The organism is Alcaligenes sp. DN25, from assembly GCF_023674485.1.
GTDB lineage: Bacteria > Pseudomonadota > Gammaproteobacteria > Burkholderiales > Burkholderiaceae_B > Alcaligenes > Alcaligenes phenolicus.
On sequence record NZ_CP098408.1, the window covers coordinates 1,606,066 to 1,629,287 of the forward strand.

At 57.8% G+C, this 23,222-nt stretch carries 17 protein-coding genes; 14 read left to right on the forward strand and 3 right to left on the reverse strand.

Annotated features, from left to right (window positions below; genetic code table 11):
- Positions 1 to 58: 58 nt before the first annotated feature.
- Positions 59 to 223, forward strand: a complete 165-nt coding sequence (locus tag NBV64_RS07415) for a hypothetical protein (protein WP_155624338.1) — start codon at positions 59 to 61, stop codon at positions 221 to 223.
- Positions 224 to 243: 20 nt separating this feature from the next.
- On the opposite strand, the gene NBV64_RS07420 is transcribed toward NBV64_RS07415, so the two are convergent.
- Positions 244 to 1,950 carry an FMN-binding glutamate synthase family protein gene (locus NBV64_RS07420; protein WP_009460959.1) on the reverse strand — a complete coding sequence of 569 codons (1,707 nt, stop codon included), beginning with the start codon at positions 1,948 to 1,950 and terminating at the stop codon, positions 244 to 246.
- 374 nt (positions 1,951 to 2,324) lie between these two features.
- Here NBV64_RS07420 and NBV64_RS07425 point away from each other — a divergent pair, with 374 nt between their 5' ends.
- The 3 genes from NBV64_RS07425 to NBV64_RS07435 all read left to right on the forward strand — a co-directional run bounded on the left by NBV64_RS07425 (position 2,325) and on the right by NBV64_RS07435 (position 5,362).
- Positions 2,325 to 4,238 carry an FUSC family protein gene (locus NBV64_RS07425; protein ID WP_250756992.1) on the forward strand — a complete coding sequence of 638 codons (1,914 nt, stop codon included), beginning with the start codon at positions 2,325 to 2,327 and terminating at the stop codon, positions 4,236 to 4,238.
- Positions 4,238 to 4,702 carry a MarR family winged helix-turn-helix transcriptional regulator gene (locus tag NBV64_RS07430; protein ID WP_250756993.1) on the forward strand — a complete coding sequence of 155 codons (465 nt, stop codon included), beginning with the start codon at positions 4,238 to 4,240 and terminating at the stop codon, positions 4,700 to 4,702. Before NBV64_RS07425 ends, NBV64_RS07430 begins: the two co-directional genes overlap by 1 nt.
- A gap of 129 nt (positions 4,703 to 4,831) precedes the next feature.
- Complete coding sequence (locus tag NBV64_RS07435) at positions 4,832 to 5,362, forward strand: CinA family protein (RefSeq protein ID WP_250756994.1); 531 nt, start codon at positions 4,832 to 4,834, stop codon at positions 5,360 to 5,362.
- Positions 5,363 to 5,396: 34 nt separating this feature from the next.
- Here the strand turns inward: NBV64_RS07435 and acnA are convergent, their stop codons facing one another.
- A complete protein-coding gene (acnA, locus tag NBV64_RS07440; RefSeq protein WP_250756995.1) occupies positions 5,397 to 8,051 on the reverse strand; it encodes an aconitate hydratase AcnA in 2,655 nt (884 codons plus the stop codon).
- A 169-nt stretch (positions 8,052 to 8,220) separates the two neighbouring features.
- On the opposite strand from acnA, the gene NBV64_RS07445 reads away from it, so the two are divergent.
- Positions 8,221 to 9,231: a GntR family transcriptional regulator gene (locus NBV64_RS07445; protein ID WP_009460951.1), complete on the forward strand. Its 1,011-nt coding sequence runs from the start codon at positions 8,221 to 8,223 to the stop codon at positions 9,229 to 9,231.
- Between the two features lie 4 nt (positions 9,232 to 9,235).
- Positions 9,236 to 10,396 carry a 2-methylaconitate cis-trans isomerase PrpF family protein gene (locus NBV64_RS07450; RefSeq protein WP_009460950.1) on the forward strand — a complete coding sequence of 387 codons (1,161 nt, stop codon included), beginning with the start codon at positions 9,236 to 9,238 and terminating at the stop codon, positions 10,394 to 10,396.
- On the opposite strand, the gene NBV64_RS07455 is transcribed toward NBV64_RS07450, so the two are convergent.
- Complete coding sequence (locus NBV64_RS07455; RefSeq protein WP_250756996.1) at positions 10,393 to 11,379, reverse strand: AraC-like ligand-binding domain-containing protein; 987 nt, start codon at positions 11,377 to 11,379, stop codon at positions 10,393 to 10,395. The two genes, NBV64_RS07450 and NBV64_RS07455, sit on opposite strands and share 4 nt — an antisense overlap.
- Positions 11,380 to 11,684: 305 nt before the next feature.
- Between NBV64_RS07455 and NBV64_RS07460 the strand changes: the two genes are divergently transcribed.
- From NBV64_RS07460 to NBV64_RS07495, 8 genes are all read left to right on the forward strand, one after another.
- Positions 11,685 to 12,866 carry an ABC transporter substrate-binding protein gene (locus NBV64_RS07460; RefSeq protein ID WP_250756997.1) on the forward strand — a complete coding sequence of 394 codons (1,182 nt, stop codon included), beginning with the start codon at positions 11,685 to 11,687 and terminating at the stop codon, positions 12,864 to 12,866.
- 38 nt (positions 12,867 to 12,904) lie between these two features.
- Complete coding sequence (locus NBV64_RS07465) at positions 12,905 to 14,296, forward strand: aromatic ring-hydroxylating dioxygenase subunit alpha (protein ID WP_035268328.1); 1,392 nt, start codon at positions 12,905 to 12,907, stop codon at positions 14,294 to 14,296.
- A 32-nt stretch (positions 14,297 to 14,328) separates the two neighbouring features.
- Positions 14,329 to 14,865, forward strand: a complete 537-nt coding sequence (locus NBV64_RS07470) for an aromatic-ring-hydroxylating dioxygenase subunit beta (protein WP_035268326.1) — start codon at positions 14,329 to 14,331, stop codon at positions 14,863 to 14,865.
- Positions 14,865 to 15,473, forward strand: a complete 609-nt coding sequence (locus NBV64_RS07475; protein WP_250756998.1) for a cysteine hydrolase family protein — start codon at positions 14,865 to 14,867, stop codon at positions 15,471 to 15,473. The genes NBV64_RS07470 and NBV64_RS07475 overlap by 1 nt, the downstream gene beginning before the upstream one ends.
- A 9-nt stretch (positions 15,474 to 15,482) precedes the next feature.
- The gene (locus NBV64_RS07480) at positions 15,483 to 16,310 is read left to right on the forward strand and encodes an SDR family oxidoreductase (RefSeq protein WP_042488955.1); all 828 of its coding nucleotides are present in this window, start codon (positions 15,483 to 15,485) and stop codon (positions 16,308 to 16,310) included.
- A 104-nt stretch (positions 16,311 to 16,414) separates the two neighbouring features.
- On the forward strand, positions 16,415 to 18,007 hold the full coding sequence (locus NBV64_RS07485) for a phytoene desaturase family protein (protein WP_250756999.1): 1,593 nt from the start codon (positions 16,415 to 16,417) through the stop codon (positions 18,005 to 18,007).
- A 305-nt stretch (positions 18,008 to 18,312) separates the two neighbouring features.
- Positions 18,313 to 20,754 carry a DUF3772 domain-containing protein gene (locus NBV64_RS07490; RefSeq protein ID WP_250757000.1) on the forward strand — a complete coding sequence of 814 codons (2,442 nt, stop codon included), beginning with the start codon at positions 18,313 to 18,315 and terminating at the stop codon, positions 20,752 to 20,754.
- 43 nt (positions 20,755 to 20,797) lie between these two features.
- Positions 20,798 to 23,194, forward strand: coding sequence for a mechanosensitive ion channel family protein (locus tag NBV64_RS07495; RefSeq protein WP_250757001.1), 2,397 nt, complete (start codon positions 20,798 to 20,800; stop codon positions 23,192 to 23,194).
- Positions 23,195 to 23,222 lie beyond the last annotated feature (28 nt).

Sequence of the window (23,222 nt, forward strand, 5' to 3'; positions counted from 1 at the left end):
GAAATCAGTTTGCCCAGATTCTGTGGCACAGTAGACGCCTATCATCAAGGAGCTTGATATGCGACAGATTTATGGGGTGCTGAGCGCCTTGGTCATGGTGCTGGGGCTGGCGGCGTGTTCAACACCGGATCGCTCTGCAGACAGCAGCTGGAGTCGACCGTCGGGCGTTGAAGTTTACGGGGAAGTGGATGCGGGGGTAGGGACCCGGCGGCAGTCCCACTAGGGAGACTGCCGCTTGCAGCGTTAAGCCAGAGCTTGGCCTGCGCTGTCAGCTGCATCCTGTTTTTTCATGATTTCTTCAGGATCAGCTTCATCATTCAAGTACGACAAGGCTTTGCTCAGGCTATAGGCCGGTTCAAAGGAGTCGGGGTTAGCCATAGGCCAGCCCACACGGAAAATCGTTTGACGATAGTGGCCGCGCAAGAGTTCGCCTTTTTTCAGATCCGGGAACAGAGCCGACATCACGCGCACTTCGCCGTTGCTGATACGGCGGGCAATATGGTGGGGACGTAACTGGTCCGGATGTTCCAGGCCCGCCGCACCCAATAGTTCAGCCAGGGCTTTGAGCGTATTGCCATGGAAGCTGGCCACGCGCAGGGATTTGTCATCAACCACCAGGGCTTTTTGACGCTGCGGATCTTGTGTCGCCACGCCAGTGGGGCACTTGTCGGTATGACAGGCCTGCGCCTGAATGCAACCCACGGCAAACATGAAACCACGCGCGCTATTGCACCAGTCAGCACCCAGGGCCATGATGCGGGCCATATCAAAGGCGCTGATGATCTTGCCCGAGGCACCCAGGCGGATTTGTTCGCGCAAACCGATACCCACCAGCGTGTTATGAACCAGGCGCAGAGCCTCGCGCAAGGGGGTGCCGACGTGGTCAATGAACTCCACGGGGGAGGCACCGGTACCGCCTTCAGCACCATCGACCACAATAAAGTCCGGTGTGATACCTGTTTTCAGCATGGCTTTGGCAATGGCAAACCATTCCCAGGGGTGCCCGATACAGAGTTTGAAACCCACGGGCTTGCCACCGGACAAGGTACGCAGCTTGGCCACGAATTCCAGCAGCTCCACCGGAGAATGGAAAGCGCTGTGGCTGGGTGGCGAGTTACAGTCAACGCCTTCCGGCACACCGCGTGCCAGGGCAATTTCAGGCGAGACCTTGGTGCCGGGCAAGATGCCGCCGTGGCCAGGTTTGGCCCCTTGCGACAGCTTGATTTCAATCATCTTGACGTGATCCTGAGTGGCACGTTCGGCAAAGCGTTCGGGCGAGAAGTTGCCTTGTTCATCGCGGCAACCAAAGTAGCCCGAGCCAATATTCCAGATCAGATCACCGCCATGACGCAGGTGATAGGTGCTGATGCCGCCTTCGCCCGTGTCATGCGCAAAATTGCCCATCTTGGCACCCTTGTTCAGGGCCAGGATGGCATTGGCCGACAGCGCCCCAAAACTCATGGCCGAAATATTCAGCACCGACAGCGAATAGGGCTGGGTACAGTCCGGCCCACCCACCTTGATACGGAACTGTGAGTCCTTGATGTGCTTGGGCGTCATGGAGTGGTTGATCCACTCGTACCCATTGTTGTAGACCTCCTGGTGAGTACCAAAAGGCTGCTTGTCGACCTGCTGTTTGGCGCGCTGGTACACCAGGGAGCGGTCCGCCCGCGAAAAAGGCAGTTGCTGCTCATCGCCTTCCAGAAAGTACTGGCGAATCTCAGGGCGTATGGCTTCAAAGATAAAGCGCAGATTACCGATAACCGGATAGTTACGACGAATGGCGTGACGAGTTTGAGTGATGTCCACCAAGCCCTGAATGCACAGGGCCAGCCCTGGTATCGCCAGCCATAGCCAGCTTGCGCTTCTGAACAAGGAAAGCAGCAAGAAAAAGGCGGTCAGGCCAATGATGATGTAGAAGGCGGTGTAGCGTGTCAGCCACTTTTGCATAAAGACTCCTGCCAAGAAAACGGGGTGACGGGCAGGATTTCGGGTACCTGCCGGTCAGGCTGCCAACATCATAGAACGCTCCCGTACGGTTTGACCATGCCTGGATGGCGATAGTTTATGAAAACTAACAAACAACCATGGAGTGGCTAAAAAAGGGCGGGGTAGGGCGCAAATTGTTTAGTTTTGAAAGGCTTGATGGAAACCAGGGAGGCTGTTGCGGTGCAGCATGAAACAGGGTGTTCTGCCTTGAAGCTTATGTCTGGCGGGCAGGGCCGGAGCTGCCATAAACACGATATTCAGCGAGTTTTAATTGAATAGGTAGGTAAGCTATCTATATAATCATGCTTTAGCCTTTGTTCTGTCCCCTGTCTTTTATGTTTCCCTCTCTTTCCTGGATCCAGCTGGATCGACCTGCGCTTGTGCATGGCCTGAATTTGGCCTTGGCAGCGTGGCTGTCGTTCACCATCGCTGTTCTGCTTTCCGTTGATAACCCGTTTTGGGCTGCCATGCCGGTGTGGGTGCTGTCGCAAGCGTATCGGGGGCTGGTGTACGAGCGGGCTTTGTGGCGGATTTTGGGAACGTTGGTGGGGGCCGGTTTGGGATTGGCGTTCCTGCACTTGCCCAATCCTTATCTGCAATTGCTGGGGATGGCCCTGGTAGTGGGGGTGGCCTCGGCCTTGACCCATGTGTTTCGGGGCGCTTTTTCTTACTTGCCCATGCTGGCGGGGATCACGATCGGCGTGGTGGTCTTGCCCTCGGTGCTGGCTCCGGATGCGTCACTGGATTTGGCCTTGTCGCGAGTGGAGTGCACGCTGATCGGGGTCGTGGTCACCACCTTGCTGTGCTCGCGGACAACGCCGCGCAGTCAGCGCAAAACGTATTACGAGCGCGTACGTGTCCTGGCGGCGGATGCCTTGCGCATCGCTGCTCATGCTTTGGGGCCGTCTTATCAGCAGCCGGATCAGAGCTCGTGGAGCCGTGTCCGCCAGGAGATTGTAGATCTGGATGCCCAAGCCCGTATTCTGGCGGCAGGCTCTCTGGATGCTTATCGACGCCTGCCTTATGTGGATGCGTTTCTGTACGCCGTGATTGAGCTTTTGGCCGCCAGCGCGCTGATTGTCCAGCAAAGGGAGCAGGGCCTCTCGCCTGCCGCGGATTATGCACGCGACTTGCAGGAACAGGCACAACGCTTGCAGGACGGTCTGAGTTTGCGGGTGCTGGGCAAGACAGCCTTGCGGCAAGAGGGGCAGATCAGTCTGGCGCGCTTGCGCCGTGCAATGGGTCAAATACAAAGGGCGGAGCATGGGTTGTTCGCTGAACGGGTGCAGCCCAGACGGCACCGTTTTCTGACGACGCCTGCTGTTTCGGTGGATTGGCCCTTGGCAATCCGCACAGGCCTGGTCAGTGGCCTGGCTGCTTTCACTGCAGGTGGTATCGCTTACGCTTTGGCCAGCCCCGCGCTGGAGTTGATGGCGATTGGGGTGTGTACGTTCTCCATTATTTTGGGCTCCATGCCGCGTCCGCAACTGATGAGCCGAACCATGTTTACCGGGATTGCCGTGGGCGTGCTGGTAGCCAGCTTTTATCGCTATTTCGTCCAGGTACACCTGGTTGCGGACTGGCAGGTCATTCTGTCCGTGCTTCCTTTTTTGGTGATCGGCGGTTTGTTACGTGCCAACCGTCCTACTTCGACCTGGGCATTGGACGCGAATATGTGTTTCCAGCTGGCCAGTCAGGCCGGGATGGCGGCGGTTACTTGGCCCATCATCTTGAAGGAGTCCTTGCCTTTGCTGGCGGGCTCCGCGGTCGTGTGCAGTGCTTTCTTTCTTTTGCCTCGCCGTACTCATCCTCGTGGCCAAGCCTTGGTCAGACGTGTGGTGCGCGAACTGTATCCCTTGATCAAGCGTTCGCGCCCACGCCTGTTCCGGGTCTGGCGTGCGCGGGTAGCGCGTCAATGGGTGCGTCTCTGGCACTGGATGGGCGAGCAGACCCCTCATGGTTTGCTGTCCTTGATCAACCTGGGCCATGGCGTGGTCGCGCTGAAGCGGCTGGCCAAACGCGGAACGGAGCAGCAAGCTTGTGTGGAGCTGGTCTGTGAGTTGCTGGAAGGGTTTGAGCATCAGCCCGTGGAGTTGGCCCAGCAATTGCTGCGTCTCAGCCAATCCTGTACCGACATGGTATTGAGGCAGGCGATCATGGATGTGGCGCAGTCCTTGCAAGGGGCGCAAGCGGTTCTGGTTTATGCTTACCCGCCTGATGCTACGCCGCGCGCTGTGGAGACTTCCTGATGAATCACCAACTTTATGAACGATTTGGCCTGTCCATGATTGTGCTGGCGCGCCTGTATCGTCGTGAACTGGATCAGACGCTGGTGCGTTATGGCGTGTCCGAGGCCACCATCCTGCCGATTCGCTATCTGGCCCAGTTGGGAGAACCCATACGGCAAGGGCAGTTGGCACGCATGATGCGTCTGGAAGGCCCCACCCTGGTGCGCCTGATCGACCAGTTGGAGTCCGGCGGTTTGCTGGAGCGTGTGCCCGACGAGCAGGACAAGCGCGCTCGCCTGTTGTGTCTGACTGAAAAAGGGCGGGACTTTCACGAACGCCTGCTGGAATTGCTGCGCCAATCCCGTGCTCCCCTGTTTGAAGGGATTGCGGACGCAGATATAGAAGCGGCTTTGCGTTGTTTTGACGCGCTGGCCGGCAATTTGGGGCTGGAAGCAACGGATATGTCCAGCCTGTTCGGGGATTGATCAAGGGCCTGGGCGGGGTAGCGTAAGCGCATGTTCCAGATGGTGAGCAGAAAGCAGGAGCTGGTTTCCTGCTTTTTTACTTTATGGTTGAATAAACCGTCCTTGTTTCAGCAATAAGGAGGGTATGCCATGAACGATGTAGATCTTGCACGCTTGGTTAAAACCATGAGCGAGGCCCAGCTGACGCTGGCAACCGCAGAATCCTGCACGGCAGGGTTGATTGCGTCCACGCTGGCTGACCAAGCGGGGGCGGCAGCTGTATTGGATTGTGCTTTTGTGACGTATTCTCCGCAGGCCAAGTATCGCTGCCTGGGCGTCGATCAGCGGGTGTTGGCGGAAAACAATCTGTGCAGTGAGGCAGTGGCGCGGGCCATGGCCAAAGGAGCCGCAGAATTGACCCCGGCCAATTTGATCATTGCCAATACGGGGGTGGCTGACGATATTGCGGAGCCGCAGATTCCGGCCGGCACGCAATGTTTTGCCTGGCTGTTCAAGCCACAGGATAAATTTGATCCTTTGGTCGTCTATACGGAAACGATTGTTTTCGATGGCACGCGGGATGAAATCCGCCAGCAAAGTGCGAATCATGCCTTGCTGCGCATCGAGCATTGGTTGCGGCTGGTTAAACAAGAACGCCAGGGTGTGACCCCTGGCGTTTGATACTGCTAACTGGACAAGCTAAGCCTGTAAAGGCTTAGTTTTCCAGGTATTTGCGCCAGACGCGTGGCAGGATACCGCCATGACGCCAGTACTCCATGTCCTCGACCGTATCCAGACGCACAATCACCGGCACGGACTGGGTGCTGCCATCCAGACGGTGGATGATCAGTTCGGCTTGTGAACGTACACCCAGGTTTTCTTCCAGGCCTTTCACATCAAAGGTTTCGGTGCCGTCCAGGCCCAGGGTATCGGCATTGGTGCCGTCCTGGAACTGCAAGGGCAGCACACCCATACCGACCAGGTTGGTGCGGTGGATACGCTCGAAACCTTCGGCAACCACCGCCTTCACGCCCAGCAGAGCAGGGCCTTTTGCGGCGGAGTCGCGGGAAGAACCGCAACCGTAGTTCTTGCCAGCAATCACCAGCAAGGGAACCTGACGTTCCTGATAGGTCTGGGCCGCTTCAAAAATACGCATCACTTCGCCTTCCGGCATCACCTTGGTGACGCCGCCTTCCACGCCGGGAACAATCTTGTTGCGCAGACGGATGTTGGCGAAGGTCGCACGTTTGACCACTTCGTGATTGGCACGGCGCGTGGTGTAGTTGTTGAAGTCTTTTTGCTCCACACCCTTGGATAGCAGGAAGTCAGCAGCAGGCGTACCCAGGCTGATCGAACCCGATGGCGAAATGTGGTCGGTGGTGATGGAGTCACCCAGAATCGCCAGCGGACGCATGCCGCGCAGGTTGGCCACGGGAGCCGGTTCGCGCTGCAAGCCGTCAAAGTAAGGCGGTTTGCGGATGTAGGTGCTGTCGGCTTCCCATGGGTAGTGGCCACCATTGCTTTCGCGGGCCAGGGCATCCCAGGGTTCGCCACCGTCGTACAGCTCGGCATAGCGTTCGATGAACAGGTCGCGGTCGTACGCGCCGTGGATGGCTTCCTGAACTTCTGCCGATTTGGGCCAGATGTCGCTCAGGTAGACGTCTTTGCCGTCCTGATCCTTGCCCAGCGGGTCGCGGGTCAGGTCTACATTCAGGTTGCCGGCCAGGGCGTAGGCCACAACCAGGGCGGGCGATGCCAGGTAAGCAGCGCGCACGTTGGCGTGGATACGGCCTTCAAAGTTACGGTTACCCGACAGTACGGCGGTGGCAATCAGCTTTTCGGATTCAATCGCGTTGACGATATTGGCAGGCAGTGGGCCCGAGCCACCGTTACACGTGGTGCAACCAAAGCCGGCAATGTTAAAGCCCAGCACGTCCAGGTCGTCTTGCAGTTGAGCGCGCTCCAGCACGTCAGCTGTTACTTGGCTACCTGGCACCAGCGAGGTCTTGACCCAGGGCTTGCTGCGCAGGCCACGAGCGACGGCGTTACGGGCCAGCAAACCGGCGGCCATCATATTGGCGGGGTTAGCGGTATTGGTACAGGAAGTAATGGCGGCAATGACCACATCGCCATCATTCAGCACAAAGTCCTCGCCTTCCACGGGTACGGCACGTTGCGGGTCGTAAGGACGGCCAGCAATTTTCTGGTGGTGGGCGGGGAAGGACTGGGCAGCGGTGTCCAGATCCAGGTGATCTTCAGGATTGCTGGGGCCAGCCAGGCTAGGCTTGATGCTGCTCAGGTCCAGTTTCAACACGGTGTCGTAAACAGGAGCGGGGGCGGCCGGGTCGCGCCACAGTTTTTGAACCTTGCTGTATTGCTCGACCAGATCAATCTGTTCTTGTGGACGGCCTGTCATGTGCATGTAGTGCAGGGCAGCGTCGTCGATGGGGAAGAACACCGCGGTTGCGCCGTACTCTGGTGCCATATTGGCGATCATGCCACGGTCGCCCAGGGAGAGCTCGTCCATGCTGGGGCCAAAGAATTCGACAAACTTGCCCACCACGCCCAGTTCGCGCAGTTTTTGCGTAATGACCAGAACCAGGTCGGTAGGCAGCACGCCGTCATTGAGCTTGCCAGTCAGCTCGATACCCACCACGGCAGGCAGGGCGATGGCGACGGGCAGGCCTACCATCACGGCTTCGGCTTCAATACCTCCGACACCCCAGCCCAGAATGCCCAGGCCGTTAACCATAGGCGTGTGGCTGTCGGTCCCGACACAGCTGTCGGGGTAGACCAGATCCACGTCCTTGCCTTCTTCGGTCCATACAACCTGACCAATATGCTCGATGTGCAATTGGTGCATGATGCCTTTGCCAGGTGGCACCACTTTCACGCCGTCAAAGTTGCTGGAACACCAGCGCAGGAAGGCAAAGCGCTCGCCGTTACGTTGGTATTCACGTGCCAGGTTGATGTCGGCTGCCTTGGGGTTGGCCCAGCTGTCCACTTGCAGGGAGTGGTCAATAATCACGTCGATAGGGACTTGAGGGCGCACGCGGCTGGCGTCACCACCGGCTGCTTGTACGCCTTCGCGCAAGGCGGCCATGTCCAGCAGCATCACCAAACCCAAAATGTCCTGACCAAAGACGCGGGCAGGGTAGAAGGTGATGCCGTCGCCCACCTTGCGCTGGAGCAGGGAGTCAATTTCCTGATCCACGTCGGCGTGACGCACGGCCTTTTGACGACAGAGGTTTTCCAGCAGAACGCGCAGCGAGTACGGCAGCTTTTCAATACCGGGGATGTCGGCGATAGGAACGTAACGTACGGAACGTCCGTTCAGGGACAGCGTTTCTAGGGCAAGAGACTGAGACATGGCAAACGATTCATCCGTAATAAGAAGCCAGGAAAGCAGGGCCAACCTGAGCAAGAATAATCAATAAAATTATGCGTCTGGAGCCTTGATAAAACAATTAAATTGTATTTTGTTTGTATATAATACAATAAAACGATCCAGGATCGCTTCGATTTTTAGGAATGTCGGCATGAAAAGCCAATCCAATTCTTTGCATGTCACCTTGGCACATCGCCTGCTGGACTACGTGCGGGCAGGGCATTTGCAGGCCGGGCATCATTTGACGGAACAATCGCTGGCCGAGGCGCTGGGTGCGTCGCGCTCGCCCATACGCGGCGCACTGGCCTATCTGGCGGAAAAAGGCATTGTGGGCGCACAGCCGCCCCGACGTGGCTTATATCTGTTGAAAGGGGCCGACCAGCTTGGTGTGATCGAAGAAGAGCTGGGCACCAGCCAGGACGACCAGATCTATCTGCAACTGGCCCGCGACAAGCTATCTGGTATTTGGGGTGACACCTTGTCGGAGAACGACGCCATGCGCCGCTATGGCCTGACACGCGAGCGTGTGCGCCGCATTCTGGCTCGTGCTGCCAATGAAGGTTGGATGGAACAGCGCGCCAGCAAAGGCTGGTCTTTCCTGCCCATGATTGACGGCCCTCAGGCTTGCGAAGAAAGCTATACCTTGCGCCAGATGCTGGAACCAGCGGCCATGCTGCTGCCGGGCTTCGCCATTGACTCCACTGTCTTGCGCCGGGTGCGTTTGCAGCAGCAGGCCTTGGCCGACGGGGGCTGGCGTCATGCCGGACACGCGGAAATGTATCAGGCCAATGCCACCTTCCATGAAGCCTTGGCCTCCTTGTCCGGTAACCGCTTTATCGCCCAGACCGTGACACGCCAGAACCAGTTGCGGCGCTTGCTGGAATATCAGGAAACCCTGGATCGGGAACGTATTCGTCGCCAATGCCTGGAGCATCTGGCAATTCTGGATTTGCTGGAAAAGGGCGAACGCGCTCAGGCCTCCGCCCTGCTGGCCCGCCATCTGGGCAATGCCAGTGAAGAGAAAGTACAGCAGCTGGAGCGGCAGCAGCAGCAACGCAGCGGCCAGCCCGGCGCTTTTAGTGAATCGATGGTCTCTCACGCCGAACCCATGGAGGAGACGGCGCAATTTTCTTTAATGGCGCAAGCCAAGAACCAGGAATAACGTGATGAAGCAAAAATCCCTTCCCGCCGTGTTCATGCGTGGTGGCACCAGCAAAGCCTTGATGCTCAATATTGCAGACCTGCCTGCCGAGCGCGACGACTGGACGCCTCTGTTTTCCGCTGCCATGGGTACGCCGGACCCTTATGGTCGCCAACTGGACGGCATGGGCGGTGGTGTTTCTTCCTTGTCCAAGGTTTGTATTATCGGCCCGTCCAGCCATCCGGACGCGGACGTGGACTATACCTTTGCGCAAGTAGCCATCAAGGAAGAGAAGGTGGATTACCGTGGCAACTGCGGCAATATGAGCTCGGCCGTCGGCCCTTACGCAGTAGAGCAGGGCATGGTCAAGGTTGAGGATGGCGAAGCGTGCGTACGCATTCTGAATACCAACACCAACAAGATCATTCACGCCCACTTCACGGTTGAAGATGGTCAGCCCCGGTACGACGGTGATCTGTCCATTCCCGGCGTAGGCGGCACGGGCTCGCCTATCCGTCTGGACTTTGTGGAACCTGGTGGTGCCTCTACTGGTTCCTTGCTGCCTAGCGGTGAATTGACCGAGTGGCTGGATGTGCCTGGCGTAGGCCGTATCGAGGTGTCGCTGGTGGACGCGGCCAACGCAGCGGTGTTTGTACGCGCGGCTGATGTAGGCCTGACCGGTCTGGAATTGCCCGACTGGCTGGAAGCTCACCCTGAAGTGCTGGAGCGTCTGGACGCAATTCGTGTGCAGGCGTCGGTACGCATGGGCATTGCTCCCGATGTGGAAGCCGCACGTCAGATTCGCATCGTGCCCTTTGTTTGCATCGTGTCGCCGGCTCAGGACAACCCGACCTTGTCTGGCGACGTGGTTCCTGCCAAAGAGATTGATCTGGTTGCCCGCGTGATTTCCAATGGCCAGCCGCACCGCGCCTTGCCCTTGACGATCTCGCTGTGCACCGCTGTGGCTGCTCGTTTGACGGGCAGCCTGCCTTCGCAATGTCTGTCCGACTCGGTTGCCCCTCAAGGTCCACTGCGTCTGGGCATGCCTTCCGGTGTGCTGACAGTGGGCGCGGAAGTGGAAAAGAAAGACGGCCAGTGGTTTGCCAAGGCCGGTTCTTTCTATCGTACAGCGCGTCGCCTGTTTGATGGCCGTGTGTGGGTTCCTGGCAAAGCCTTGAAGGACTAATCCACGATACGCAAGTCCTGCGAGGGCGAACGCCCGAAGCGGGACTTGTAGTCTGCACAGAAGCGGCCGAAATGGTTGAAGCCGCAGCGCAAGGCAATCTCGCTGACCTGGGTACCCGGCACGGCATGACGAATGGCTTGCTGGGCCGCTTCCAGACGAATCTGTTTCAAGAACTGCATGGGGCTCAGCCCCCGCTCCGTACGAAATGCCAGCGTCAGGCTGCGCACACTGGCACAGGCCGCGGTGGCAATCTGCTCCAGCGTCAGGGCCTCGTCCAGGCTGGCCCGCATGAAATCCTCGGCTCTTTGTACCCGGCGCGAACTGGCCGGGCGCACGCTTTGCTGCAATTGCTGGCTGTAGTTACCCGGCTGGGTATGAAACAGATGCAGCAAAAGATTGTCCTCGGCCTGACGCGACCACTGGTCCATTTCGGGCGGCAAATGCCCGCCATAAGCCAGCAAGCTGCCAATCTGGTGCTGCCAGGCGCAGCCGTGCGGCGAATCCAGAGACATGCCAGCAGCAAATTCAATGGGCCGATCCAGGCTCAAGCCCAAGGTCTGACGGGCCACTTCTTCCAGCCGGTGGCGCGGAATCTTCACTAAAAACTGTTCACAGCCCTGTTCCCAATCCAGTTCAACCTGCAGGGAAGGGGAGATCACGCTGGCGATTTTGGGGTTGGCCTGGACGTACTCCCGACCAACCCGAATACAGGAGCGTCCCTGTATCGGCACCTGAAACAGCAGGAAATCGTCCAGAATCCCCGGCGATACCTGCACCGCCGCGCCATATTTCAGCAAGACAAAGGAAAAGCTGTGGCTGCTGGCATAGCGCAGGGAAGCATCGACCGGGCCGTCATTCCAGGTCAAGCGGTGCTCGGTTAAAAAACCGGCCGTCTCGCTGCGTGTCTGGTCCGGGCAGCGCGATTCAAAGCGCGGCGCACTGTGTTGCAAGGGGGCCAGCCCTGACATAAACCACGCTTGCATGATGTGTGTCTCCAAATTTTTGCCGGTTCGGGATAAGGCTTGCCATATCTGGATAGCCGCCCATTCTGCGCCGGTCTAATGTATTTCAAACCTAAAACAGTAGTCCTGTCCCGGCACCTTAGCAGATTGGGATACGACTGGGAATTGCTGTATTCACGTAGTCCTTTGGGCCCGTCTTTTCTGGCTTGCAGGACAAGCGCCGCCAAAATCACGGGCGTCAGTGGTACACAGCTTCCGGCGTATTGGGGGTGGTCCAAGGCAGAACTAAAGTCCAGTTTTTTGAAAGACAGAGGACGGAGACAAACATGAAAAAACAAGTGGCGTTCTGTATGAGCACGCTGGCCTTGGCCCTGGCCTGTAGTCCGGCATCCAGTCAGGAAGTATTCAAGGTGGGGCTGCTAACCACCTTGTCTGGCCCTGGTGCAGCCATTGGCGCAGAAATCCGTGATGGTTTCGAGCTGGGCCTGAACCACTCGGGTGGCAAGCTCGGCGGTGTGGATGTGGCCTTGACGGTGCTGGATGATCAGCAAAAACCAATGGAAGGCCGCCAGGCGGTGGACCGTCTGGTCAAGCGTGACAAGGTCGATGTGATTACCGGCATGGCCTTCTCCAATGTGCTGCTGCCCGTGATGCCGACGATTTTGAACAGTGACACGATCTACATTTCCGCCAACACCGGCCCGGCCGATTACGCGGGCGAGCGTTGTCACCCCAATTTCTTCAGCGTGTCCTGGCAGAACGAGGATATACCCGCTGCGATGGGCAAGTACGTGACCGATCAGGCGCACAAGAAAGTCTATTTGATTGCCCCCAACTACCCCGGTGGTCGCGAGTCCATTGAAGGCTTCAAGCGTCTGTTCAAGGGCGAGATTGCCGACGAAGTGTATGTGAAGGTCGGCCAGATGGATTACGCCGCCGAGCTGGCACAAATGCGAGCTTCGGGTGCGGATGCCGTGTTTTTCTTCCTGCCCGGCGGCATGGGCGTGTCTTTTATCAAGCAGCTGATCAACTCGGGCCTGTCCACGCAACTGGCGGTGTATACCCCCGGCTTCTCGGCTGATCAGGACACGATTGCCGCGATTGGCGAGTCCATGAAGGGCATGGCGAATGCCGCCCAGTGGTCGCCGGATCTGGATAACCCGGTCAACAAACGCTTTGTGGCGGATTTTGAAAAGACCTACGGTCGCCTGCCTTCCATGTACGCCTCCCAGGGCTACGACGCCGCCTTGTTGCTGGATGGCGCACTGAAGGCTGACCCCAAGGCCGCTACCGACCGGGAAGCCCTGCGTAAAGCCTTGCGCAGTGCACCGTTCGAGTCTGTACGCGGCGCCTTTGCCTTTAACAACAACCAGTATCCGGTGCAGACCTACTACATGCGTGAAGTGGCTCCGAATGATCAGGGCCAGATGAGCAACAAGATTGTGTCCACCGTATTCGAGCAGTTCCAGGATCATTTTGCACCGCAGTGCAAGATGGAAAAGTCATAAAGAGGGTGCGTCAAGCATCCGGCAGCAAGGAGGTAATGATGAGCTATAGCAACGAACAGCTGTCCGCACTGGTGCGGGGAGACAGCGTACATAAATCGGTCTATACCGACCCTGAAATCTTCCGTCTGGAGATGGAACGCATTTATGGCCGTGCCTGGATCTACATCGGCCACGACAGCCAGGTGCCTAATCCCGGCGACTACCACACCACCTTGTTGGGCGGCCAGGACGTCATCATGGTGCGCGGCAGCGACAAGAAGGTGTACGTGCTCTACAACCGTTGCCCGCACAAGGGTGCGAAAGTAGTGGCCGATGGCTGTGGCAATGCGGGCAAGTTCTTCCGCTGTCCTTACCACGCCTGGACGTTCAAGCTGGACGGTCAGCATCTGGCCGCTCCGATGAAAAACGGCTTGGAAAACACCTGCTTTGATCCCAAGCACCCGGATTTCTCCATGCGCCGTGTGGCTCGTGTGGAAAGCTACCGTGGTTTCGTTTTTGCCTGTCAAAGCGCCCACGGCCCGGACTTGAAAGAGTTTTTGGGTCCCATCATCACCTCCATCGACAATCTGTGCGATCGCTCGCCCGTGGGTGAAGTGGAAGTGGCCGGTGGCAGCTTCAAGGTCTGGCAGCCCTCCAACTGGAAGGTGTTCTACGAGAACCTGCACGACACCATGCACGCCAACGTGACGCACGAGTCGTCCTACGTGGCAGCCCGCGAGCAGGCCGAAGACTACGGCTCCATGCCGCTGGAACTGCACATCATGGACGGTAACGGCGAGCCCTACGGTTTCTGGGAAAAGCTGGACCTGTATGCCTTTGATAACGGCCACGGCTACATGGAAGGGATTTTCAATCCCGGTGCCATCGAAACCGACCCGATCACCAAGGCGCACTACGAAACGCTGAAAGAAGCTTACGGCGAAGAAAAAGCGCTGAACATTCTGGGCGAGAACCGTCACAACAGCATTATTTACGGCAGTGGCTCGCCCCACACCGTATTCCAGCAGTTCCGTGTGATTCGCCCGGTGGCGGTGGACCGCACTCATGTGGAAATCCAGCTGTTCCGCCTGAAAGGTGCGCCAGATGATATTTACAAGCGCGGCCTGATGTACGCCAACCTGATCAACTCGCCGTCGTCCAACGTGATGCCGGACGATATCGAAGTCTATGGCCGCTGTCAGGAAGGTAACCAGACCAATGGCGGAGACTGGATCAGCATGCACCGCTATGACGGCACCGACAAGCCTATCGAAGGCGGTATGGTCGCCACCAACGGCACCAGCGAATTGCCCATGCGCAATCAGTTCCGCGCCTGGAAGCATTTCATGACTACCAGTCTGTACGACGCGCCTGCGCAGTCGGAAGACAGTGGTAAAGCCACGGTGCGTTCGGCTTCTGGTGAGCCCATCGCCCCGGCAACACAGGCTTAAGCGGGCTGCTGTCCGAGCCAAGGAGAATTCTTATGTTGTTTGATATTGATTTTGACGTCAGCGTGGATCAGGTCACGCCTGTGAACCTGAGCCTGGAAGCCATCCGTGAAGTGGAGCAGTTCATCTATCACGAAGCTCGTTTGCTGGACGAGCGTCGCTGGCAAGCATGGCTGGATCTGTGGACCGAGGAGGGCATGTACTGGATTCCTCACAGCTACGATCAGGAAAGCCCTTACGAGCACATTTCCCTGTGCTGGGAAAACAAGCTGCTGCGTGAATTGCGTATCCGTCGTCTGGAAAACCACCGCAACTGGTCCCAGCAGCCAATCACACAGTCCTGCCGTGTGCTGGGCAATGTGATGATTGATGGCACTGATCCGGAAGGCTATCTGGTGGTGCGTTCCAGCTTCCACTCCATGGAGTGGCGTGGCAAGGATCCGGTCTACCGTGTGGGCAGCCTGATTCACAAGCTGCAGGCCCAGGAGGGCGGTGGCTGGAAACTGCGCATGAAGCAGGTGAACCTGGTGGATCGTGACGCGGTTCACGGCGCTATTCAGGTGTACATCTAATGTCGGCAGCCCATCACACAGCCTTGCTGGCCCTGCATTATCAAAACGACGTCCTGCACGCCGATGGCCTGATCCGCGTGGGGGTAGAGGCCAATAGCCCCCAGCGTCAGGCCTTGATCGAGGCCGCAGGCCGTTTGCTGGCGCAGGCCCGCGCACAGGGCGTGCCCATTGTGCATGTACGGGTGGGCTATCGGCCTGACTATGCCGACCTGCTGTGCAATGCGCCGATTCTGCACAATGTGAAACGAATCGGCGCCATGCAGACTGGCAGCTGGGGAGCCCAGTTCTTTGACGGGCTGGCTCCCTTGCCCGATGAGTTTGAAGTTCACCACACGCGTATCAACGCTTTCTTTGGTTCCGCGCTGGAGCCAGTGGTGTGTCGTTTGGGCGTGGAGCGTCTGGTGATTGCCGGTGTGGCTACCCATTCTGTAGTCGAGAGCACAGTGCGCCATGCGGTGGATATGGGCTATGAGGTGGCGGTGGTGGCCAGCGCTTGTGGTGCTCCCCCCGCGACCCATGAGGCCTCCCTGGCCAGCATGAGCCTGATTGCTCATATTGACCGGGACGAAGATTGGGCGACGGTGTTCGGCGCACCAAAAGTAGAGTAGGAGAAGCACATGCAGCAGGACATGAAGGTGAATTTACAAGGTAAGGTCGCCATCGTGACCGGGTCCACGCAAGGGCTGGGGGCGGACATCGCCCTGGCTCTGTGTGCCGCCGGTGCGTGGGTGCTGATCGTGGGTCGCAGTCAGGAAGAAGGTCAGCGTACCGAGGCGCGTCTGCAGGCCGTAGGCAAGGCCCAGTTCATGGCCGCCAATATTTGTGATGATGCACAGCTGGATGCCTGCGTGCAGGCCGCCCTGGCACAAACTGGCCGCATCGACATTGTGGTGAACAATGCCTGTTCCTACGGGGACGAAGGCCTGGCTTCCAGCCGGGAGCTATGGCATCAAACGCTGGATGTGAACCTGATCTCCAGCGCGATTCTGGCCCAGAAAGCCACGCCGCATATGGGGCAGGGTGGGGTCATCATCAATATGGGCAGTACAGGTGGCAAATTCGGCGTGGCCGGACGCGCCCTGTATCCGGCTTCCAAAGCGGCCATCCTGCAATTTACAAAAAGCTTGGCCGTGGAATTGGCTCCCTCGGGGATTCGTGTGCTGACGGTTTCGCCCGCCTGGACCTGGTCGCCGTCCGTCGAACGCATGAGCGGTGGTTCGCGTGAGCTGGCCAATCAGGTGGGGGCGCAGGTTCATCCTTTGGGTCGAGTCGGTTCCGGCGAAGAAGTGGCTCAGGTGGTCTTGTTTGCCGTGTCGGGCGCGGCTTCCTGGATGACAGGGATTGATCTGCCCGTGGACGGTGGCTTTTCCGTACTCGGGCCAGAGCAGGGCAAGTCGCCCCGTCACTGGTTTGAACGCTGGCAGGCGCAGTCGTCTGGCTCATAAATAGAAAAGTGCGGTAAAAGATGTCCAGGGCTTGTGAACAGCTGTTTCTTGTGGCGTGTTCACAAGCCCTGACCCCGTTCAGGGCAATTTAAAAAAGGTGTGGGATGACAGACTCAACAAATAAAAAATCGTATGCCGTCATTGTGGTGGGCAGTGGCATCAACTCCCTGGTGTGTGCAGCCTTGCTGGCGCAAAAGGGCAAGCAGGTCCTGGTGCTGGAGCGTAACGACCGTGCGGGCGGGTGTATCCGTACCGAGGAACTGTTTCCGGGCTTTACCCATGAGTTGCTGTCGTCCTGGTACCCCTTGTTCACATCCGGCGCTGCCTATGCCCGTTTGAAAGACGATCTGGCCGCCCAGGGCGTGGAGTTTCTGGAAAACGGCTACACCACCGGCGTAGTGGGCAGCGATGGTAAAGGCCTGGCCCTGCGCCACGATGTGGGTGATTCCATTCAGCGTATCAATGGCTTGCAAGCTGGTGATGGCGATGCCTTTGGTGCCATGTGCAGCCAGTTGTTTGAGCGCGATGCGGGCCTGACCTTCGGCTTGCTGGGCACCGAGCCATACAGCCGTGGCTTGTTGGGTTTGCTGTTCTCGCAATGGCGCAAGCGCCGCATGGACGGCATGGTCCAGTACGGACGCGAGTCTCTGGAGTCCTTCCGTCGCTGGGCCGATCGTGAGCTGAGAGATGACCGTGTACGCGGCATGATGGCTCCCTGGGTCTTGCACTCGGGCCTGGGCCCTGACGACGCCTGCTCGGCGCTGATCGGCAAGCTGACCTTTGCAGCTGTGGTCGCCGGTGGCATGCCCGTGGTGAAAGGCGGCGGCCAGAATCTGGTGCGTGCTCTGTGCGCCATTATTGAAAAGGCTGGTGGCCGTATTCAACTGAACACCGAAGTGGAAGAAATTGTGCTGGAAGGACAAAAAGCCCGTGGCGTGCGTGCCGGCGGCCAAGTCTACGAAGCTAGCCACGTAGTGTGCAACGTCACGCCGCCACAACTGTATGGACGCTTGCTCCCAGGTGCTCCCGCCCAAGTTCGCGAGCAAGCCAATGCCTATCGTTTCGGCCGTGGCGACATGCAAATTCATCTGGCGTTGGACAGCATGCCTAACTGGAGCGATCCAGAGCTGCTGAAAGTACCGTTGCTGCACCTGTCCGACAGCCTGGAAGACGTCAGCATGAGCGTGGCCCAGGCCAATAACGGCCTGATCCCGGCCAAGTTCACCGTGGCGATCGGTCAGCCATGCTCGCTGGATCCCAGCCGTGCGCCGGAAGGCAAATGGATACTGTGGATGCAGATGCAGGACATGCCATCCAAGTTGCGCGGCGATGCGGCTGGCAAGATCGACGTGCCGGAAGACGGTAAATGGACCGAAGAAGTCAGCCAGGCCGTGGCTGAGCGCATCATCGACCAACTGGAAGGCGTCATGCCCGGTTTGCGTCAACAAATCGTGGGTCAGAAAGTGCTGTCGCCAGCCGACCTGGAATCCATCAACTGCAATCTGGTGGGCGGCGACCCCTACTCGGGTATTTGCTCCCCCGACCAGTTCTTCTGGATGCGCCCCTTTGCAGCCAGTAACGGTGCCCGCTCCCACGCCACACCGTACAAGAATGTCTACCACATTGGTGCGTCCACCCATCCAGGCCCAGGTCTGGCGGGAGCGTCCGGATTTATGGTGGCGGAGCAGATTCGTTAATCCTGCATGTTCTTGGGCCTGAGGCTTGATGCCTGCAGGCAGAACAACCGGCCGGGGTAGGTGTTTTGCACCTGTTCTGGCCGGTTTTTTTTGCTTCTTGGCATTCAGCCAGAAGAGGGGATGAGGGGGAGTAAAGGAGCCGGAACCTGAAAAGTGAGCAGGTCGGGGCGTTTATCGTCAAAAAAACAGGGTTCTCGTGAATACCTCATGCGCCAAGCCCACAATAGTTCGGTATTCTGTGCATGTTTTCTGCTGCCCTGGCGGTTTCATGCTTGGGGCCTCATTGTTTAGCCGGAGTTTTATTGATGCACGCTTTTCGCCGTTCGCGCCTGTGTGCTTTTTTGTCCTTGTGGCTGCTGGCTGTGGTGCTGGCTGTTACCGCTGTCCCTGTGACGGCCGAGACGGTGGCATTGACGCCTGCGCAGGCCAGTGAATCCCTGAATGAATTGCGTGACACGCTGCAAACTGTCCAGGACCGTTTGCAGAAAAATGATGGCTTGGGCGATTCCGATCTGGTTGCCTTGCGCAATCAGTTGCTGCTGGCGCAAGAGCAGGCTCAGGAAATGAGTGTACGTCTGGAGCCTGAGCTGTTGAGCGTGACCGCGCGTCTGAATCAGTTGGGGCCTGTGGATGATCCGGCGGGGGAGTCCGAGGACATTGCGCGCCAGCGTGCTCAATTGCAGCAGGCGGTGACCGAGCTGGACGGCATGATCAAGCTGGCCCGTTTGATCGGCGTGGAAACAACACAAGGCCTGGATCAGGTGTCCAAGCAGCGCCGCGTAATTTTCCAGGCGGAATTGGGTCGGCAGTCGCAGTCCGTGTTGACACCGCGCTTCTGGCGCAATGTGTCGCGCGATTTGCCTGGTGATCTGGCCAGGGTTGAACGCATGCGCAAGGATCTGGCTCAGCGGGTAATCGATTTGCCCGCTTATGTGCTGTGGTCGGCAGGAGCCTTGGCTCTGGTCTTGCTGGCTTTGTCGGTCTGGGCGGTACGGGGGCTGGAGCGTTTTACCATCAACCACACCAAGCCCTCGCGCTTGCGACGCTCTTTTTATGCGACGGCTTTGATTGTGCTTTACAGCCTGACGCCCGGTTTGTTGGCATCGGTGGCGGCAGGGTTGTTTTACTGGAACGGCAATCTGGCTCCGGATCTGTCCAGCTTTGTGTCCAAGTCCGTATTCGCCTTGTATCTGGGTGGCTTTGTGACCGGGATGGGCCGCGTGCTTTTGTCGGCGCAGCGTCCTAGCTGGCGCTTGCCTCCCATTCCCAGCAATGTGGCTTTGAAGCTGGCATGGTTGCCCATTGCTCTGGGCATCATGGTGGCCTTGACCTGGATGTCGCAGCAATTGCTGGGCCTGATCAATGCCACGCTCAGCACTACCTTGCTGGTCAACAGTTTTAACACGCTGACACTGAGCATCTTTATTGCCATTGCAGCCTGGAACTTGAGCCAGGGACGGGATAAGACCCCCGTTCCAGAAGGTGGCGAGGACCCGCAGAAAACGGCTCCGGTTCAGCAGGGGGCGACCTGGTTGCGCGCCATTCCTATCACCCTGGGTGTGGTCATTGGGCTGGGGATGATTGCCTTCTTGCTGGGTTACATCGCCTTGAGCAGTCTGATTGTGCAAGAGGTATTGTGGCTGAGTCTGGTGATTTGCACCTGCTATGTCCTGGTCGCGCTGATTGCGGATATCGGTCAAAGCCTCTTGCTGCAATTTAAAGAGAAGCGCGCCGCTAATGAATGGAGCAGTACGCAATTGCGTGGCAGCAGCCAGATCGTGATCGTGCTGTCCGGAGCCTTGCGTTTATGCCTGATTATTACGGCGATTACCCTGGTCTTGCTGCCTTTTGGCGAAGACCCCACGCAGTGGCTGCAGCGTCGTTTGGGCTTTTTGGTTAAAGGTTTTTCTTTAGGTCAGGTTCAGTTAAAACCCAGCTCGGTCCTGCTGGCCGTGCTGATTCTGGTGCTGGGCATTTTGTTCGTTAAAGCCTTGCAGCGCTGGGTGGCCAACCAGCTTTTACCCGCCACGCGTATCGATCCGGGTATGCGAGTGTCTACTGCTAATCTGTTCAGCTATGTGGGCTACTTTATTGTGGTGGCTACGGCGATTTCGTCTCTCGGAATCGGTCTGGAGCGCATGGCCTGGGTGATTTCAGCCTTGTCGGTGGGTATCGGTTTTGGCTTGCAAGCGGTGGTGCAGAACTTTGTATCGGGGCTGATTTTGTTGGCCGAACGTCCCATCAAAATTGGGGACTGGGTCAGCCTGAACGGGGTAGAGGGCAATGTACGCAAGATCAATGCCCGTGCCACGGAAATTGAAATGTTCGACCGCTCCACCTTGATCGTGCCGAACTCCGAATTCATCACCAAAACCGTGCGTAATGTGACCTTGAGCAATCCCTTGGGGGTAGTGAAGGTCAAGATCAATATGCCTATCGACACAGACGCTAAACGGGTACGTTCTATCATGCTGGATGTGATGCAGAACTACAACGACGTGCTGGCCGACCCGGCGCCGGATGTGACGCTGGATGGCTTTGATGCCAACGGCTTGCAGTTCACGGCGACCTGCTATGTAAGCTCGCCTCGCATTGGCAGCCGGGTACGCAGTGTCCTGATGTTCGATATTCTGGATGAATTACGCAAGGAAGGTCTGGCGTTGCACCATACTCAGACCATGACGGTATTGCCCAATACACCGGTCGCCAGCCAGAGTGAAAGCGGCAACCCCTTGCTGAATGATTGAACCTCGATAAAAACAACAGGCAGGCCCCAGGGAGACAACAGCCATGAAGACGCTACGACTAGGTGTGCAGGTCTTGCTCTTGTTTATTGGCCTGCTGCTGGGGGGCGGGTCTCAGGCACAAACCCTGTCCGAGATTGAGCAAGAGCGTCAGCTGATGCGGGAGCTGCAGCAGGCGCAAGATGAAGTTCGCCTTTTACAGTATCGCCTGGAAGGCAATCAAACCTCCATACGACGCGAACGTAGCTACGAGTTCGAGCAGAAGCTCACCCATGCGCGCGATCTGTCCAGCCGGGTCGTGCAAAAGCTGGAGCGACGTAGCCGCTTGTTGCGGGCGCGCTTGCAGGAGCTGGGTGAAGATGCTGGAGACGAGGCAGACCAAACCACACTTCATAACGAGCGGCAGCAATTGCGACGGGCTGACGCGGCCTTGCGCGCAGACTTGCGGGTAGCACGCCTGGTGCAACTGGAAACGGAACAGACAGGTCAGCTGTTGCGGGATGCGACAGCGCGCTATGAACATGCCAAGCGCTGGCAGCGCAGTGCTTCCCTGGTCTTGTTGCAAAGTCTGCCTGGATTGAGCGAGGCCTGGCCGGCGGATCGGCAAAAACTGTCCGACTTCGCTCAGCAGTGGCGTGAAACCTGGAAAGACACGAGCTGGCAGCAAAGTAACGCATCATTCGGGATGGTGATCGCGGTTGTGATCATGGGGTTTGTTTTGTTGCGACTGATGCCGGTGTGGATCAGCCGTTATTTACCGGCAGGGCGTTTGCGCCGCTCCAGCCTGACTCTGGCCAATTTCCTGTTGTGGTTTTTTGTCAGCCTGACTCTGGTGGATCAGTTGATTGAGCTGTTCTTCGATCGCCCAGGCATTAGCGCCATGCAGTTTGAACTGCTGGCTACCTTGAAGTTCGGAGCGGCAGTGGCGGCGGTGGTGCTGGCCACCATGAAAGGTATCTTGATCCAGAGTCGCGCCTCCTGGCGCTTGCTGCCCTTGTCGACTCAGGCGCAAGGGCGAATGCGTTATTTTGCACTCGCCTTTTTTCTGATTGCCTATCTGGACATTGTGGCGACCTTTTTTAAAGGTTCGATAGGAACGTCAGACACGTTTCAAGCCTTGATGGATGGCATCACCAGCCTGCTTTACCTGGTCTTGTATGGCTATGGCTTGTGGATACTGCGGGCCGAGCTGTTTGGCCAGACCGAATCGTCGGGGCAGGGCTCTGTCAGAACAGCGCGTAGCTGGGCGCGCCTGGTCTTCAAAGGGGCCGTCGCCGTCTATATTCTGGTCGCTGGGCTGTTCATCGGTGGGTGGCAGGGCTTGTCGGATGATTTGATGTCCCACTTCATCACCATGCCTTTGATCTTTGGCTTGATTGCCTATGTCTTCATGGTGTGGCTGCAGGACATCTCGGACTCCTTGCTGGCCTATTTGCACAACCGCAGTCGCGATCCTGACGCGGCACCGATTCGTGTGCAAAGCCAGTTGATCGTGGTGTTCTTTGCCATTGCCAGAATGACAGTCCTGGGCCTGGCTATCTGGATGGTCAGTGGGGATTGGTTGACTGAACCCAAGCAGATGCTGGAATCGGGACTGGACGTCTCGCGTGATGTCCTGCGTCTGGGGGCGGTGCAATGGCGTCTGGACTTGTGGCTGATTGCCTTGGGCGTGATGCTGGTGGGGGCCGTCCTGATTCATTTCCTGCGCACCTGGCTGCGTCAGCATTACATGCCTAACACCACGCTGGAGCCGGGCCTGCAAAATGCGATCGTGGGCATGGTTGGGTACGTTGCCTATTTTGTTCTGTTGGTGATCTGCCTGTCCATGCTGGGTGTGCCGATTGAATCGGTGACCTGGATCTTTACGGCCTTGACGGTGGGTCTGGGTTTTGGCTTGCGAGGCATTGTGCAGAACATTGCCTCTGGCCTGATGCTGATGGTCGAGCGTCCCGTCAAAGTGGGAGACTGGGTGGAGGTAGAGGGCAGCGAAGGCAATGTGCGCCAGATTCGCTTGCGGGCGACCTATGTTGAGCGCTTTGATCGCACCATGGTCATGGTCCCCAACTCCCAGATGATGGGGCGGCAGGTGCGTAATCTGACTTACACCCCGACCTCCTTGGGCGCGATCGAGTCCCGCTTGCTGTTTCCGCTGGATGTGGACGCGGATGCGGTCATGCAGATTTTGCGTGAGGCCGTACAGTCCGAACCGGAAATTCTGACCGAGCCAGCCCCTATCTTGTCTTGCGACGGAATTTTTGGGGATGGGGTGGCATTCAGCACCCGTTGTTTCATCAATACCATGCGAGTCCAGCGCCGGGTGCGCAGCAATCTGATGCTCGACATTCTGCGGCGCTTGCGTCAACAGGGCATCAGTCTGCATCCGGCCCAACGCTGGGTTCAGGAAGCCATGGACAAGGACAGGGCCGAAGACCCCGACCTTTAGGGTTTTCCCAGTGATTGAAAGCTGAAAT

Bases quoted from the DNA above. Each gene is read 5' to 3' on its own strand.
- NBV64_RS07425 (WP_250756992.1), top strand. From the start codon at position 2,325: ATGTTTCCCTCTCTTTCCTGGATCCAGCTGGATCGACCTGCGCTTGTG.
- NBV64_RS07435 (WP_250756994.1), top strand. From the start codon at position 4,832: ATGAACGATGTAGATCTTGCACGCTTGGTTAAAACCATGAGCGAGGCC.
- acnA (WP_250756995.1), bottom strand. From the start codon at position 8,051: ATGTCTCAGTCTCTTGCCCTAGAAACGCTGTCCCTGAACGGACGTTCC.
- NBV64_RS07460 (WP_250756997.1), top strand. From the start codon at position 11,685: ATGAAAAAACAAGTGGCGTTCTGTATGAGCACGCTGGCCTTGGCCCTG.
- NBV64_RS07445 (WP_009460951.1), top strand. From the start codon at position 8,221: ATGAAAAGCCAATCCAATTCTTTGCATGTCACCTTGGCACATCGCCTG.
- NBV64_RS07465 (WP_035268328.1), top strand. From the start codon at position 12,905: ATGAGCTATAGCAACGAACAGCTGTCCGCACTGGTGCGGGGAGACAGC.
- NBV64_RS07490 (WP_250757000.1), top strand. From the start codon at position 18,313: ATGCACGCTTTTCGCCGTTCGCGCCTGTGTGCTTTTTTGTCCTTGTGG.
- NBV64_RS07485 (WP_250756999.1), top strand. From the start codon at position 16,415: ATGACAGACTCAACAAATAAAAAATCGTATGCCGTCATTGTGGTGGGC.
- NBV64_RS07470 (WP_035268326.1), top strand. From the start codon at position 14,329: ATGTTGTTTGATATTGATTTTGACGTCAGCGTGGATCAGGTCACGCCT.
- NBV64_RS07420 (WP_009460959.1), bottom strand. From the start codon at position 1,950: ATGCAAAAGTGGCTGACACGCTACACCGCCTTCTACATCATCATTGGC.
- NBV64_RS07415 (WP_155624338.1), top strand. From the start codon at position 59: ATGCGACAGATTTATGGGGTGCTGAGCGCCTTGGTCATGGTGCTGGGG.
- NBV64_RS07450 (WP_009460950.1), top strand. From the start codon at position 9,236: ATGAAGCAAAAATCCCTTCCCGCCGTGTTCATGCGTGGTGGCACCAGC.
- NBV64_RS07475 (WP_250756998.1), top strand. From the start codon at position 14,865: ATGTCGGCAGCCCATCACACAGCCTTGCTGGCCCTGCATTATCAAAAC.
- NBV64_RS07480 (WP_042488955.1), top strand. From the start codon at position 15,483: ATGCAGCAGGACATGAAGGTGAATTTACAAGGTAAGGTCGCCATCGTG.
- NBV64_RS07430 (WP_250756993.1), top strand. From the start codon at position 4,238: ATGAATCACCAACTTTATGAACGATTTGGCCTGTCCATGATTGTGCTG.
- NBV64_RS07455 (WP_250756996.1), bottom strand. From the start codon at position 11,379: ATGCAAGCGTGGTTTATGTCAGGGCTGGCCCCCTTGCAACACAGTGCG.
- NBV64_RS07495 (WP_250757001.1), top strand. From the start codon at position 20,798: ATGAAGACGCTACGACTAGGTGTGCAGGTCTTGCTCTTGTTTATTGGC.